The organism is Sphaerospermopsis sp. LEGE 00249 (genome assembly GCF_014299995.1).
GTDB lineage: Bacteria > Cyanobacteriota > Cyanobacteriia > Cyanobacteriales > Nostocaceae > Sphaerospermopsis > Sphaerospermopsis kisseleviana.
Genome location: NZ_JACJUZ010000051.1, coordinates 1 through 15,117 on the forward strand (window position 1 = coordinate 1; position 15,117 = coordinate 15,117).

At 36.8% G+C, this 15,117-nt stretch carries 13 protein-coding genes, 1 tRNA gene and 1 pseudogene; 1 reads left to right on the top strand and 14 read right to left on the bottom strand.

The annotated features are described in order from the left end of the window. The 14 genes and pseudogenes from H5968_RS16935 to pstS form a co-directional block, all read right to left on the bottom strand. Positions 1 to 691: formylglycine-generating enzyme family protein (locus H5968_RS16935; RefSeq protein ID WP_187040887.1), on the bottom strand; the 691-nt coding region annotated here is incomplete at its 3' end. A gap of 87 nt (positions 692 to 778) precedes the next feature. Then, a pseudogene (avd, locus tag H5968_RS16940) lies at positions 779 to 991 on the bottom strand (diversity-generating retroelement protein Avd); the annotation flags it as partial. A 106-nt stretch (positions 992 to 1,097) separates the two neighbouring features. After that, positions 1,098 to 3,710, bottom strand: coding sequence for a formylglycine-generating enzyme family protein (locus tag H5968_RS16945; protein WP_187040888.1), 2,613 nt, complete (start codon positions 3,708 to 3,710; stop codon positions 1,098 to 1,100). 20 nt (positions 3,711 to 3,730) lie between these two features. Then, entirely contained in the window at positions 3,731 to 4,786 is a 1,056-nt protein-coding gene (locus H5968_RS16950; RefSeq protein WP_187040889.1) for a MoxR family ATPase, read from the bottom strand. Between the two features lie 9 nt (positions 4,787 to 4,795). Further along, positions 4,796 to 5,884, bottom strand: coding sequence for a hypothetical protein (locus H5968_RS16955; protein ID WP_187040890.1), 1,089 nt, complete (start codon positions 5,882 to 5,884; stop codon positions 4,796 to 4,798). Positions 5,885 to 6,002: 118 nt separating this feature from the next. Continuing rightward, positions 6,003 to 6,254, bottom strand: a complete 252-nt coding sequence (locus H5968_RS16960; RefSeq protein WP_137667812.1) for a hypothetical protein — start codon at positions 6,252 to 6,254, stop codon at positions 6,003 to 6,005. Positions 6,255 to 6,275: 21 nt separating this feature from the next. Next, positions 6,276 to 7,145 carry a trypsin-like peptidase domain-containing protein gene (locus tag H5968_RS16965; protein WP_187040891.1) on the bottom strand — a complete coding sequence of 290 codons (870 nt, stop codon included), beginning with the start codon at positions 7,143 to 7,145 and terminating at the stop codon, positions 6,276 to 6,278. A gap of 14 nt (positions 7,146 to 7,159) precedes the next feature. Next, the gene (locus tag H5968_RS16970) at positions 7,160 to 7,489 is read right to left on the bottom strand and encodes a CU044_2847 family protein (RefSeq protein WP_187040892.1); all 330 of its coding nucleotides are present in this window, start codon (positions 7,487 to 7,489) and stop codon (positions 7,160 to 7,162) included. A gap of 229 nt (positions 7,490 to 7,718) precedes the next feature. Then, positions 7,719 to 7,790: transfer RNA gene (locus H5968_RS16975), tRNA-Cys, on the bottom strand. 201 nt (positions 7,791 to 7,991) lie between these two features. Further along, the gene (locus H5968_RS16980) at positions 7,992 to 8,585 is read right to left on the bottom strand and encodes a chromophore lyase CpcT/CpeT (RefSeq protein ID WP_137667815.1); all 594 of its coding nucleotides are present in this window, start codon (positions 8,583 to 8,585) and stop codon (positions 7,992 to 7,994) included. A 17-nt stretch (positions 8,586 to 8,602) separates the two neighbouring features. Further along, entirely contained in the window at positions 8,603 to 9,382 is a 780-nt protein-coding gene (gene pstB / locus H5968_RS16985) for a phosphate ABC transporter ATP-binding protein PstB (RefSeq protein ID WP_222620706.1), read from the bottom strand. A gap of 52 nt (positions 9,383 to 9,434) precedes the next feature. Continuing rightward, positions 9,435 to 10,316: a phosphate ABC transporter permease PstA gene (pstA, locus tag H5968_RS16990; protein WP_137667817.1), complete on the bottom strand. Its 882-nt coding sequence runs from the start codon at positions 10,314 to 10,316 to the stop codon at positions 9,435 to 9,437. A 96-nt stretch (positions 10,317 to 10,412) separates the two neighbouring features. Then, complete coding sequence (gene pstC, locus H5968_RS16995; RefSeq protein ID WP_187040893.1) at positions 10,413 to 11,414, bottom strand: phosphate ABC transporter permease subunit PstC; 1,002 nt, start codon at positions 11,412 to 11,414, stop codon at positions 10,413 to 10,415. A gap of 201 nt (positions 11,415 to 11,615) precedes the next feature. Next, on the bottom strand, positions 11,616 to 12,656 hold the full coding sequence (pstS, locus tag H5968_RS17000) for a phosphate ABC transporter substrate-binding protein PstS (RefSeq protein ID WP_187040894.1): 1,041 nt from the start codon (positions 12,654 to 12,656) through the stop codon (positions 11,616 to 11,618). Between the two features lie 580 nt (positions 12,657 to 13,236). Here pstS and H5968_RS17005 point away from each other — a divergent pair. Beyond that, complete coding sequence (locus H5968_RS17005) at positions 13,237 to 15,036, top strand: aspartate kinase (RefSeq protein ID WP_187040895.1); 1,800 nt, start codon at positions 13,237 to 13,239, stop codon at positions 15,034 to 15,036. Positions 15,037 to 15,117: the final 81 nt, after the last annotated feature.

Consider the following 15,117-nt stretch of genomic DNA (forward strand, 5'->3'; position numbering starts at 1 on the left):
GCAGCACTTTCGCGTTGTTATTAGGCTCGTCGCTTATCCACCTGCTACTATCCGCAGGTGCATTTTCATAATTATTATGCCAATCATCTTCACACCACTCCCACACATTGCCGTGCATATCATATAACCCAAATTCATTTGCTACTTGAAAACTGCCTACTTCTGTGGTTTCTTCTCTATAAACTCCTTTTACTCCATTACCATAAGTGTACTTACCGTTATAATTTGCTAAATCCGTTGTTATTGTCTGGCCAAAATGAAAGGGTGTGGTTGTTCCTGCACGACAAGCATATTCCCATTCCGCTTCGCTGGGCAGTCTGTAGGGTCTTTTGGTGTAGTTTGATAGTCTAGCGCAAAACTCCACCACATCATGCCAAGAAACCCTTTCTACAGGGCGTTTTGCTCCTTTAAATTCCGATGGGTCTGGTTTTAGTTCTTTGTTGACTTGAGGTAACTGTGCTACCGCTTGCCATTGTGCCTGGGTAATCGGATATTTACCCATTGAAAAGGGCTTGATAGTGACTTTGTGTTGCGGTCTTTCGCTGCTATCACTTCCCTCTTCATTTTCTGGTGAACCCATGATCAAAGTTCCCCCAGGAATTAGCACCATTTCTAATTCAATGTCGTTTCCTAAGTTTTCTATAAAATATCGGGCGGTTTTTTTATGGCGATTAATAATAGTTTTGGGCATTGTTAGAAAATTAATAGAAAATAAGTAATTATGTCAGAATCAGGATGTCCAGGATTTTAGGATTAACAGGATAATTTATTTTAATTGACGTAATATATCTAGTTTACTATTTAATGACTGTAATTGCTCTAGTTTATCAACAGCATATTTAGCAATAATTAAAGCGTCTAATAAATCGTAAAGTCCAGTAATTATCCTATTACCTAGCATAAATTTATGATTCTGTGGTAGGCGGTTAAGAATAGGCACATACCACTTAATTAAATCGTAGGTTTTTTGAATAATTGGTAATTCGTTCATTTTTGCTCAAAAGGGTAAAAATTCAAAAAAATTTTTTAAAGCTCGCTTCGCTCGCTAAGGGTAGAGGAAAGAAGGGTAAAGGGCAAAAGGGCAAGAGTATAAAGGGCTACAAATTCCACGCAGCACCACACACAACACGAAAACCGCGGCTGAAGTGGTCGAAGCCCGCAACAAGAGAGCTGCGACGCGCCGAACGGCAACCTTCAGGATTGTTGCCCCAAGAACCACCGCGCAGCACTTTCGCGTTGTTATTAGGTTCGTCGCGTACCCACGCGCTACTATCCGCAGGTGCATTTTCATAATTATTATGCCAATCATCTTCACACCACTCCCACACATTGCCGTGCATATCATATAAACCAAATTCATTTGCTACTTGAAAACTGCCTACTTCTGTGGTTTCTTCTCTATAAACTCCTTTTACTCCACTAACATAAGTTTCCTTACCATAATAATTTGCCAAATCCGTTGTTATTGTCTGGCCAAAATGAAAGGGTGTGATTGTTCCTGCACGACAAGCATATTCCCATTCCGCTTCGCTGGGCAGTCTGTAGGGTCTTTTGGTGTAGTTTGATAGTCTAGCACAAAACTCCACCGCATCATGCCAAGAAACCCTTTCTACAGGGCGGTTTGCTCCTTTAAATCTCGATGGGTCTGGTTTTAGTTCTTTGTTGACTTGAGGTAACTTTGCTACCGCTTGCCATTGTGCCTGGGTAATGGGATATTTACCCATTGAAAAGGGTTTGATGGTGACTTTGTGTTGCGGTCTTTCGCTGCTATGACTTCCCTCTTCATTTTCTGGTGAACCCATGATGAAAGTTCCCCCAGGAATGGCTACCATTTCTAATTCAATGCCGTTTCCTAAGTTTTCTATAAACTGCTGTGCTTGTTTTTGGTACTTGTTAACACTTAATTCTGTTTTCTGTGTTAGCCCAAACAACTGTGATTTTTTGATTAATTCAATTTTGGCAAATGTAAAAGTAAAAGGTTGTAGTACATCATCTTTAATAGTAACAGTGGCACATTCAAATTCAAAGGTTTTGATTTCTGGAAAATCTAACTGTTGTGCTAAACGCGCATAATCTCCCCCTAAATTTTGCAATACTTCCTTAGTAATCTCCGCAAAGGGAAGAATTTCTGCTTTGGTGTTTTCATCCCAGTCAGAGTTAGCAAATAACAAAGCTTGAAAATTCTTGATTTGGATGCCAGCTTTCTGAGCTATATATTGAGAAACAGTCTCAAATACAGCATCAACTTCTGTCTTTCTAATAGAACGAAGTAAAACTTCTCTCACTCCTTTTACAAATTCATATCGCCATATTTCTGGTTGATTTTCTTCGCTCACTAACTTTAATTCTAACAACCCACTCATAAAAATTTCCGCCAAAATAATTGGCTTCCTTGGTTGGGGCAACATTTTTTCCTGAATTAAATGAATTACAGGCATACTTACCGGAGCAGATGCCATATAAATCGCCAATTTTCTCGCTAGAGGGGAAGCACTATGATAAAATGTATTAACTAATTTATTAACTAATAATTCTGGGTCTTTTGTTGTTTGTGAACTGGATAATTTATCTGTAGGTATTAATTCTTTCCAGTTCGGCATAAATACAATACCCACAGTGTCCATAGTACCTGTACCAGCCATCACTTTTGCCCAATATTTTAAAGATTCAGGTTCTAAAATCACAATAGGTAACTTTAATGCTTGATTGGGTTTTTCTTCTAACCAGATAGGGAAATCATGAACAGTCAATTGAGAATTGCGTGAACCTGGTTCAATCGCACTTAATGAAACGGAAATACCCAAATCTAAAACTGTGCGTTCCCATAATTGTTCGGGTAATAATTGTAGAACAGTTACCGGAACTTGTTTAGACCATAATTCTAATAATTGGTGTATTTCTCCTTCCCACCATAAAGAGGAAACACAGTCACTAATTAATAATATTAACCGTCTACCATTAGGTTCTAATAATTCTTTGGGACTGCGGGAACGTTGTTTTTTTGTAGTTTTTCCCTGCTGGTGAAAAAATTGCGGTTTACCATCATTTGCGTTTAAATTCCAAGTATAAACATTTCTAAAAGCTCCATGTCTTTCCATTAATTTGCGAAACTCATTGATAGTTTCTTCCCAAACAACCGTAGCGCGGTTTTCTTCAACAACTATCACCAAATCTAACCAACGTTCTCGCGCAGGTTTTAAAACTGGTATCCAAACATCATTTTCTGCTATTTGTTGAACAGTATTTTCTTCATCTAAAACAAATTTTATCCGAGATGGAACTTTTCGCATCAATGGCCGCAATGACCTACCAATTTCTAAAGCATTAGGTAAAGCAGCAACCGCAGGAGCTTTAAAAGGTACTCCTGATGATGAAGGTGTTGGTTTTTCAGGGGTTGGTTTTTCAATAGAATTAGAGGATGAATTAGAATCTATATCATCTTGAGTATAAGCTTTAGCTGTGGGTGCTTCTGTTTTTTCTTCTGTAGAAAAATCTGAATTTTCAGATTTTGTAGATGTTGAAGGTTCTCTTAGATTAGGTAGTATATTAGCGGTAGTCTGAGAACTCTGATTTGATTGCGTAACTTCATCAACAGATGCAATTGCTGATGGTAATTTTATCTGATTTGCTAACCAGAGAGCATCAGCAATATCCTCTGCACTCATGTCCAGTTCTAACTGTTCTAAAAGTCGAATCAATCTGTTAATCATGAGTCCTCTTAGCTATCTCATTAGCTATCTAAATATTTTAATATTTCTGCAATCAACTTTTTTTTAGTTGTATCTGTGGGGGATTGTTCATTAGTGACTAAATAGATAGCATTGAGAAGTTGGTCTGTTGCTAATTCCCCATTTAGACGTTTTTTGAGAAATTGATCAATTAAATTATCTGCTTCTTTAGATAGTTTATCATCTAACTGTAGATGTGCTTTAACTATCCGTTCTAATTCTTCTTGATTAGGTTCTTGAATATCCAATCTAATACAACGTCTTAAAAAAGGAGGAGGAAAATCTCGTTCACCATTACTGGTTAAAATCACAAAAGGAAAAGATGTACAGCGAACCCTACCTTGTTTAATAGTAGCTTTTCCATCTTTATCTGCTGTCTGTACTTCTACCTGATCTAATTTATCAGCTATGCGTCTTAGTTCCGGTATTTCAAACTCTCCCTCTTCAAAAATATGCAATAAATCATTAGGTAAATCAATATCACTTTTATCAATTTCATCAATTAATAAAACTCTGGGTTTATCAGATGGTAGTAAAGCTGTTCCTAGTGAACCCAAATTAATATATTTACCAATGTCTGCTAGATTATCTTTAGATTTTTTATCTTTTACATCTTGTAAATGTTGTATTGCCTCATCTAATAATCCTAGATTCAAATATTTACCAAGTTTATCTACATTATCCTTTTCTTTTGCATCTTGTAATCTGCCTATGGCATCATAATTATAAAGACCATCTTTTAATGTGGTGCGTGTGGTAATTGGCCAATGTAACACTTCTCCTAATCCTAATTCATAAGCGACAGCATAGGCTAAAGAAGTTTTACCTGTTCCTGGTTTACCTGTTACTAATAAAGGTCGTCGTAAATATAAAGCCGCATTGACTAATTCTACCTCTTCTGGACGGGCTTGAAATGTCTCAGCGCGTCTTTTTTTGGGGTCACTTTCACTATTATTAAAATCTCGCCAACTTGGTGGTGCTGGAAGTTTAGAACCCTCCTTTATCCACTTTTCATTAACTTCATTATTGCCTTTAAATATTTGCCAGTCGTTAGTCATAGTTATTACCTAATTGTTGATAATGATTGGGTTAGATTCAGGTGTTAAAATATAAGGATTTTCACAAATGAGAATAATATCATTTCCTAATAGATGATTATCACTATTATTAATTCGTGATTCTAAGCGGTTTATTCTCACATTTTCTAGTAATTCATAAATACAGCAGTTTAGATCATGATTTTCTCTATTTTGATAATCTGTTAAAGAAATTTTATCTCTATGACATATAGCTAAAGGAATTACATTACTCTGTAATGAACCAAAAATTTTAGAAATTTTATCAGTATCATTTTTGATATGGTCATCAAATATATTTAAAATAATACCAATTGCTTGATTTACAAAAGCAGAAAAACTGTTAGCATCATATTCATGTATTTTTGGAAAATTATTACAGTTTATATTCTGTAATTTCTCCCATTTGTCAATCCACTGTTGTTTTTTGACTCTCAGATATTGTTTGTCTAATCGTTCTACATCTCGAACAATTACTCTGTACTTCTCACCAATAGGACTTGTTTCACCAAAATCATTTATTTCCCATTGTTCAACAGGATAAGTAAGATATTCTTTAGGTAGAAAAAATACTATATTTATATGTTTTTCTAGAGAAACATTTATTTTTTCGGTCAAGAGAGAATTTAAAATTTTGGGGATATCCTGAATTTTAAAACTTTGATCATGAGAATCACAAATATCAATTGTATGATAGTATGAGCTATCTATTATATAATTTTGAATATTAGGAATAACCCAACCACTAATTTTAAATCTTGGATTTTTTGATCTTGATTTTGTTTGTAATGGTTCTATTTTAATTAATATATATGATTCTGGTATAATATTTGGGTTTGGCTCATCCGTACTATGTGCAGATGTTGAATCAAAATTTTCTATATCAGATTTTAATTCTTCTATTTGCTGATCAGTATCCTTCATTTCTTTCTCAAGGATGTCTATTTGTCGCTGCAAGTTATTTTTATCTTGAGCATTTCCCGTTGCATTAAGTTGTTCACAAAGTGCTTCATAATCCTTTTTTAGCTCTTTGTATCTCTTTTCTAATTGCTCAAGTTTAATATCATCAGGTTTTGCCATATTACAAAAAATCTCCATACCATAATTTATTATCAAAATTGTTTAATTATTTGATTAGATGGGTAGGGATTTATCATTGCTAAACCCCTATAAATAGATGAGAATTTGTCATAGGAAATTATTTACTTTCCTTTTTGATTGCTTGTCTCACCACTTCTATATCTAACTCCAATATACGAGCAATTTGTTCTACAGTTAACCCCTCACGTAACAGTTTAGGAATCGTTTCTAACTTCACCTCTTCCTTGATCTCTTCCCTAACTTCTTCCTTAACTTCTTGATAAAATCGAGTTTGTTGCCATTCTGTTAATCCAAACATTGCTTCTAACTCCTGACGGCTATAGGATGAAAATTTGTAAATCGTTTTCATTTTATCATTTTAAAATGGTGATCACCCGATCATTTTTAACTGTTCAACGACATCATTCATATCCTTTTCAATCCTGTTTAATTGTCGCTGCAAGTTATTACGACTTTCGGCATTTTCTGTATAATTCAATTGGTTATAAACGGCTTCATAATCACCTTCTAAAATTACTAATCTTTTGTTCAATTCCCTAGCTTTAATTTCTTGGACTCGACTCAAAGAGGGAGAAGAATTTATTGATGGTTGCTGAATAGATTGATTTAAAAAACTCCAAGCTTCAACTAACACAGTTGTAGAAATCATAAATGCTGCTTTTACACCTTCCCGCTTTTTCTCTGCGGCCACAGCCATTCCCACAACTCCCTGTAATGTTTCATCCCAAATAGGAGAACCACTAAAACCAGGTTCAACTTGATAACCAGGAACTTTAATTGCCTCCATTTGTACACAACCAGTACCTTGAACATCCCGCAATTCACCACTAGCCCAAACACCAGTATCATGTCCTTGGGGAAAGCCAAAAATGCGGAATTTATGCTGCCAATAGTCTGATGTAGTGACAAGTTTTACAGGACTTACGCCCATTGGTAAAGTTTCCTCTATCTGTAACCCAGCAATATCTTCCTTACTTTGTCCCGGGTTCACAGGTTGCCAAAATACAACCTTAGCTTTTAATTTTTGTCCAGGTGCAATCAGGGGAAAATCAAGTTCTATAATGCCATCTGGTGATTCTTGTATGTTAGTGATAATACTCAAAGCGGCTGTCACCACATGAGCGCAGGTAAGCAAATGGTACTGACTCACCAAAAAACCAGCACCGATAACTTTACCGTTTTTATTATAAATGCGAGCGATCGCACTTTTAAAGGTTACAAAATAATTTGCTGTTGACATGGAAGCTGTAAATCTTAGTCTTTACTCCACTTAACAGTTACTTCAAAGGTAACTTCCCCACCTACGGAAGTTAATATAGCGCCAGCATCAGCACTGAGTTTGACACCAAACTTCACTTCCATTTCTTTCGGACCTAAATCTTTAAATTTATTATTCAGACTAGCCACCACAGGCTTAATATTATCTATCGCTTCCGAAAATGTTTTTTGTGCCTTTGCAATTTCTTTTCCAGAAGGTAGTGCCACTTTCTCAATAGCAGTAGATGTATCTTCTGATTCTTCAACTTCTACTAAAAAAGCTGTTCCATCTTCTAAAGCAAACTCAACTAATTGTTTTTCTGCCATATTACATATATATGTTACTATTCAGACTATGCAACGTCAAATATACAACATTGCCAACATATTTGTACAGCAGAAAATAGCACTAAAGACAGTTGTCTTATGGCTAAAGGCAGACTTACCCCAAAATTACCCCAAATTTATCCCAAACAACAAAGGACGAGCATTAAACCCGTCCCTATACTTATTGATAAAACCTGTAAATAGCTTGGTTTTGGCTGTTTTCTCTCAAAGGCGACACCCAGATTCGAACTGGGGGATAAAGGTTTTGCAGACCTCTGCCTTACCACTTGGCTATGTCGCCGCACTCACAATTACTTATATTATCACCTTTATTCCCAAATTGCATCCCCTGGGGAAAAATTTTTTTGGTGATTGGTGATTGGTGATTGGTGATTGGGTTATTAACTTCCCCTACCTCCCCTATTTCCTATTCCCTTTTAACTTCTTAACTGTCACCTGTCACCTGTCACCTGTCACCTGTCACCTGTCACCTGTCACCTACTCAGGATAACTTCACCTCATCAGCAAAGTTACCCCAGCGGACAAAGTGAAATGGACCTGCGACAGAACCCCAAAGATGCTCATCGGTGTCTGGATCTCGTCCTTTGTCCCAACTGATGAACTTATCTCCATCAATTTCAAATTTACTATCCAAGTAAGTTCTTTGTCCTTTGCGGACGACGATACAACCTTTACCTGGTTCAACGTGACCTCTAAAACAATTCCCAGTCCACTCTACAATCATGTTACAACCGGAGAGTTTTTCCAGGCGATCGCCACTTAACTGATACAACCTTCCTAAATCACGGGATGCACCGAAAAAGTCTTTTTCTTCTTTTACCGTGTAGTTTTCAATCAGGATTTTCTCACCCTCTGTCACTAACTTCAATACCCGCAACCGATAAGGGTCATTGAGCATATAATCATAAGCCTGTTCTACAAAAAAACTCACCCCCGATAACAACCCATAAGGGAGAGGACGCATACAGACACGAATATGGGCGTAAAAAGCCGGATTTTCAAACACTTGAGCTTGATTACTAAAATCAGCGGCCATCCAACGGGCTAAGGTAAGAATATCAGTGGAATGAGTCATAGTAATTTAAAATCCCATTAACCAAAGCGTCCTGCAACATAATCACGGGTACGCTCATCTAATGGATTACGAAAGATTTGACTTGTATCACCAAATTCTACCATTTGCCCGATCCTACTTTCATCGGTGCTAAAGAAAGCAGTAAAATCAGAAACGCGGGTTGCTTGCTGCATATTATGAGTCACAATCACTATTGTTAACTCAGATCGCAAGCTATGAATCAATTCTTCAACTTTCAATGTAGCAATAGGATCTAAGGCTGAACAAGGTTCATCCATTAATAAAACTTTTGGTTTCACTGCTAAAGCACGCGCAATACATAAACGTTGTTGCTGTCCACCAGAAAGACCTAATGCAGATGTGTTAAGTTTATCTTTCACTTCATCCCAAAGTGCTGCACCTTTGAGCGCCGATTCCACTATTTGATCTAATTTAAATTTGGGACATTTACCAGCAATTCTCACACCATAAGCAACATTTTCATAAATACTCATGGGAAAAGGATTTGGCTTTTGAAATACCATGCCAATTTCTCGCCGCAAACGATTAATATTAATGCGGGGGTCATAGATATTTTGTTCATAAAATTCTATGCTTCCTTCAACTTTGACTTTACCTTCTAATTCACTAATCCGGTTTAAGGTTTTAATGAAGGTAGATTTTCCGCAACCACTAGGACCAATGAGTGCAGTAACTTGGTTCTTATAAATATCTAATGATATGCCTTCGATAGCTTTGTAATTACCATAATAAAAACTTAGGTTTTTAATTTTGATGGCTGGAATTAGGTTACTCATGATTATTTTAGTGATAAAAAACGGTGAAAAGTATTGGTGAAACAATTAATAATTACTTGAATCTGCTTTTACTACTTAATAAACGAGAGATGAGACTAAAGAACAAAACTAAACTCAATAAAATGATAGAAGTTGTCCAAACTAATTTGTTAATTTCTGGGTCAGGATTATTGTAAAGATTGAAAATTAATACAGGTAAAGAAGCAGTCGGACTCATTAAACTATCGGACCAGTTTTGACTAAATAAAGCTGTGAAAAGTAATGGTGCTGTTTCACCTGATGCACGGGCGATCGCTAATGCAATACCTGTAGTAATTCCGGGAATTGCTGATTTGACAACAACCCTAAATGTAGTTTGAAATCTTGTTCCTCCTAATGCAGCAGAAGCTAAACGTTGTTGAGTGGGAATTAGTTTTAATGCTTCCTCTGTTGTTAAGGCAATTATTGGTAACATAATCACAGATAAAGCAAAACCACCAGCAAAGGCGCTAAATTTTTTAGTAATTAAAACAACGACTCCATAGGCAAACATTCCTACAACAATTGAAGGTACACCTGTGAGGATAGAAGTTAGAAACCGCACAAAATTAGTAATTTTATTAGTTTTACCAAATTCTGCTAAAAATATGCCGGTCATTATCCCTATGGGAATGCTTAATAATGCCCCAAAACTAACCATAATAATAGTACCAATAATGGCATTAGCAAAACCATTTTCAATCAGTGGAAGGTAAAACATTTCTGATTTTAACCCAGAAATTCCCCTTGATATAATTTCCCACAAAATTGATGCTAGTGGAAACAATGCCAACAAACTCAATATGAATGATAAACCATTCATGGCATAGCTAAACAAACGCCTCTGAGTTGGTAGCGGGCTGAGTAATTCTTTAGGTAAAGATTCAATATTTTCTGGATTTATATAGCTACTCATGGGATTTTGGATTTTGAATTTTAGATTTGGGATTTTTTGAGATGTTTCTGAATTTATGAGCAATCTGTTTGTCTATATTTGAAAGCTGAAAGCTGACTAAGAATTTTTCTTGCGTACCCATTGCACTAATAGCACAGCACCGATATTAACTGCTAAGGTTAAAACAAACAAAATCAAACCTAAATAACTCAATGAACCAATATGTAAACCAGGTTCAGCTTCGGCAAATTCATTAGCTAGAACAGCGGGAATTGTATAAGCTGGATCAAGTAAAGATAGACTAATTTGAGCCGAGTTACCAATTACCATTGTTACTGCCATTGTTTCACCAAGTGCGCGGCCTAAAGCTAACATTGCTGCACTTACCATTCCTGAAAAACCTGCTGGTAATAACACCCGAAAAATGGTTTCCCAACGAGTGCTACCTAACGCCATAGATGCACTGCGTAATTCTTTAGGAACAACCATCAAAACATCACGAGAAATAGCGGCCATTGTCGGTAAAATCATAATCGAGAGAATAATTCCCGCCGTTAACATATTATTACCTGTGGGATATTCAGTATTGAAAAAGGGGATAACTTTAAAAGTTTTACCTAACCATTGTTCAAAGGGTTCGATAATGGGAATAAATACAAAAATTCCCCATAAACCGATAATTACACTGGGAATTGCAGCAATTAATTCTACTACAAAAGCAATAATATTTCTGACTACTAATGGTAAAAAGTCTTCACTCGTTACTAGGGCGACTGATATACCTATAGGCACAGTCAATAAAATAGCGATCGCACTACTTACCAAAGTACCATAAATATAAGGTAATGCCCCAAAAACTTGATTACCTGTATCCCAATCTTGACTCCAGATAAACCCTAAACCAAATTGAAAAACCGCTGGTTTAGCTTCTTGGAAAATTACCCAAGTCATGACAAATAAAATTGCTACAGTAATGGCAGCAAATAGATAAACTAGAAATGTAAATCCTTGATCAAATCTAAAATTTAATCCACCAGTAACAGTTAAGTTGATATTTTCATCATTTACTTTTAAGTATGATGATTGATTGTGATCATTATTTTCAAAAGAATTGTTCATAATTAATCAAAACAATTAAAGTGAAATATTTAGTTATCCAAAGTTCAATAGTGAATTGAGAAAGGATTCAGAATCAATGAGAGTTTTCCATTTATGATTATTCTGACTCCTGACTCCTGTACGGGCGAAGCATTCGGGCGATAAATTTTCAATTTTTTCACAGGCTATTTTCCGAATGCTTCGCCCCTTGCCTAGTTTTGATTATTTAACGGTAGTATTTACTGTTTGTAAAACACGATTGACGACATCATTAGGAATTCTGGTGTAATTCATGTCATCATTAAATTGTTGACCATCTTTGAGTACCCAGTTAATCCATTTTTTAATCGCATCTGCTTTAGCTGGAGTGGGATAATTTCTATAAATCATCATCCAAGTTAAACCCACAATAGGATAACCCTGATTAGGATCACCTACAAATACACGATAGTTAGCTGGAAAAGTTACACCTGATAAAGCTGCATTTGCAGTTGCTAAAGAAGGTGCAACAAATTCTCCTTTTTTATTTTGTATTTCTGCTGATCTTAATTTGTTTTTAGTAGCGTAGTCATATTCAACATAACCAATAGCTCCGGGAGTACGAGCAACTAAAGCAGCTACACCGGGATTACCTTTACCTTTGAGGACATTTTTTAAATTCCAGTTAGGAGCAGTATTAGCACCAATTCTACCTTTAAAGTAGGGATTAATAGAACTCAAGTGATTGGTAAAAATGAAAGTTGTACCGCTACCATCAGCACGAACTACAAATTTAATCGGTTGATTTGGTAAATTTACCCCTGGGTTATCAGCTTTAATTTGTGGATCATTCCAGTTAGTAATTTGTCCAGAAAAAATTGCTGGTAGGGTTTTACGAGACAATCTAAGTTTGTTTACCCCTGGTAAATTGTAAACTACAGAAACTGCACCACCAGCAGTAGGTACTAAAATTACACCATTTTTAACTTTAGCCATTTCATCATCTTTCATAGCTGCATCACTAGCACCAAAATCTACAGTACCAGCAATAGTTTGACGAATACCACCACCACTACCAATTGCTTGGTAATTAATTTTTAATTCAGGATGTTTCTTTCTTACTTCCCGTGCATAACGTTCATAGAGAGGTGCGGGAAAAGTTGCTCCTGCACCGTTCAAAGTTTGAGCTTGAGCAACTGCTGTGAAAATAGGACTAAATGCTACGGCCGCTGTTACTACAGAAGTAGTGAATGCACGGCTAAAAATGGTGGTTGAAATGTTCATAATGCCTCATTTTGAAGGATGTTTTACCTGATGGAATTACAGCCTTATATAAAGTTTATACTTGCTGATTAACTAGAAATTAATAACCGTCAAAGAATAGATTAAACTATGTTTAAATTTCTTTCTAAAGGACTAGTGATAGTAATTTTGTTCACCAAGTTGTGTAAAGCCGAATCATAATTTTTATGATTTTATGCAATTAAATGTATATTCACGGTTGTAAAAGTTGCGTGTTTCACCATAAATAAACCCAGCAGGGTCATTATCAGAACCCCTGCTAGGAAATTAGTTGATATTTGTGCCATGTTTGCGCGGATCAGCGTTTATTTGTCCTAAATAATGCCTACCCCTACTTAAAATAACTATATATAGTATGTAAATAGGTTAAGAACAATCATATAATAGGTTAAAATGCTGTTAAACTTATTTTTCCTCAATTCGTAAAATTGCAGAGTTAAATTACTGAGTGGAAAATCCAAATCGCTGATATTTTAGTAATCTAAATTAATGGTAAATTTTCAAAGCTTCCCGACGGAGGCATTGATCACAGCACAATTTGAATATTCAAACATCTACAGTTATGGCGCTCATAGTTCAAAAATACGGTGGTACATCTGTTGGTTCGGTGGAACGTATCCAAGCGGTTGCACAACGGGTTTATAAAACTGTACAAGCAGGAAATTCCGTTGTCGTCGTCGTTTCCGCAATGGGTAAAACCACTGATGGATTAGTTAAACTAGCTAATGAAATCTCTCAAAGTCCTAACCGTCGGGAAATGGATATGCTGCTTTCCACAGGGGAGCAAGTCACTATTGCTTTACTAAGTATGGCTTTGCAGGAAATTGGACAACCTGCTATTTCTATGACTGGCGCTCAGGTAGGTATTGTTACTGAAGCTGAACATACTCGCGCTCGCATTTTGCATATTGAAACAGAGCGGTTGATGGGGCAGATTAATTTAGGTAAAGTCGTTGTTGTAGCTGGTTTCCAAGGAATTTCTAACACTACAGCAATGGAAATTACCACCTTGGGGCGTGGTGGTTCTGATACTTCCGCAGTAGCTTTGGCGGCGGCTTTGGGAGCAAATTTTTGTGAAATTTATACTGATGTTCCAGGGATTTTAACTACAGATCCGCGCCTTGTACCGGAAGCGCAGTTAATGACAGAAATCACCTGTGATGAAATGCTGGAATTAGCTAGTTTGGGTGCAAAGGTATTACATCCCCGTGCGGTGGAAATTGCCAAAAATTATGGTGTTCCTTTGGTGGTAAGGTCTAGTTGGACGGATCAGCCTGGTACATGGGTAACATCGCCAAAAGTGCAAGAACGGGCGTTAGTCAATTTAGAATTAGCTCGTCCTGTGGATGGGGTAGAGTTTGATATAAATCAGGCTAAGGTGTCTTTATTGCGTGTACCTGATAAACCAGGGGTAGCAGCAAGGTTATTTAATGAAATTTCCCGTCAACAAGTAGATGTAGATTTAATTATTCAATCAATTCATGAAGGTAATAGTAACGATATTGCTTTTACCGTAAATACACCTATTTTGAAACGAGCGGAAGCTGTGGCTGCGGCTATTGCACCAGCTTTGAGAAATCAACCCAATTCAGATGAAGCAGAAGTTTTAGTAGAAAATAATACTGCAAAGGTGAGTATTTCTGGGGCGGGAATGATTGGCCGTCCTGGTGTAGCTGCTAAAATGTTTGTAACCTTGGCGGAAGCGGGTGTAAATATTCAAATGATTTCTACCAGTGAAGTTAAGGTGAGTTGTTTGGTAGATGCGGGAGATTGCGATCGCGCTATTGCTGCACTTTGCAACGCTTTTGAAATTACTGCTTCTCCTGCTGTTCTATCTTCCCCAACTCCCGAATCTCCCGCAGTGCGTGGTGTCGCTTTAGACATGAATCAAGCGCGGTTAGCTATTCGTCAAGTTCCCGATCAACCAGGAATGGCGGCGAAATTGTTTGGTTTATTGGCAGAATATAATATTAGCGTGGATATGATTATTCAATCACAACGCTGTCGGGTGATTGATGGGGTTGCGCGTCGGGATATTGCTTTTACCGTTGCGCGGATGGATGCAGAAAACGCCCAAAAGAAATTAACCCAAGTTGCAGATCAGTTAGGATGGGGTGAGGTAGTTTTGGATAATGCGATCGCTAAAGTGAGTATTGTTGGTTCGGGAATGGTTGGACAACCAGGTATTGCCGGGAAAATGTTTACAGCTTTAGCAGAAAATAAAATCAATATCCAAATGATTGCCACTTCAGAAATTAAAATTAGTTGTGTTGTAGGACAAGATGAGGGTGTGAAGGCTTTGCAAGTTATTCATACAGCGTTTGGGTTAGCTGGAAGTGAAAAATTTGTAGTACCCGCGTGAAAATAATACTCAGATCCTCGACTTCTCAAAGAAGTCGGCGATCTATTATTAGGAATTACCATTCAAGTCTTTAGGCCACAG

Coding starts and splice junctions, on each gene's coding strand:
- H5968_RS16960 (WP_137667812.1), bottom strand. CDS start 6,254: ATGAAAACGATTTACAAATTTTCATCCTATAGCCGTCAGGAGTTAGAA.
- pstB (WP_222620706.1), bottom strand. CDS start 9,382: ATGAGTAACCTAATTCCAGCCATCAAAATTAAAAACCTAAGTTTTTAT.
- H5968_RS16980 (WP_137667815.1), bottom strand. CDS start 8,585: ATGACTCATTCCACTGATATTCTTACCTTAGCCCGTTGGATGGCCGCT.
- H5968_RS16955 (WP_187040890.1), bottom strand. CDS start 5,884: ATGGCAAAACCTGATGATATTAAACTTGAGCAATTAGAAAAGAGATAC.
- pstC (WP_187040893.1), bottom strand. CDS start 11,414: ATGAACAATTCTTTTGAAAATAATGATCACAATCAATCATCATACTTA.
- H5968_RS16965 (WP_187040891.1), bottom strand. CDS start 7,145: ATGTCAACAGCAAATTATTTTGTAACCTTTAAAAGTGCGATCGCTCGC.
- H5968_RS17005 (WP_187040895.1), top strand. CDS start 13,237: ATGGCGCTCATAGTTCAAAAATACGGTGGTACATCTGTTGGTTCGGTG.
- H5968_RS16945 (WP_187040888.1), bottom strand. CDS start 3,710: ATGATTAACAGATTGATTCGACTTTTAGAACAGTTAGAACTGGACATG.
- pstS (WP_187040894.1), bottom strand. CDS start 12,656: ATGAACATTTCAACCACCATTTTTAGCCGTGCATTCACTACTTCTGTA.
- H5968_RS16970 (WP_187040892.1), bottom strand. CDS start 7,489: ATGGCAGAAAAACAATTAGTTGAGTTTGCTTTAGAAGATGGAACAGCT.
- pstA (WP_137667817.1), bottom strand. CDS start 10,316: ATGAGTAGCTATATAAATCCAGAAAATATTGAATCTTTACCTAAAGAA.
- H5968_RS16950 (WP_187040889.1), bottom strand. CDS start 4,786: ATGACTAACGACTGGCAAATATTTAAAGGCAATAATGAAGTTAATGAA.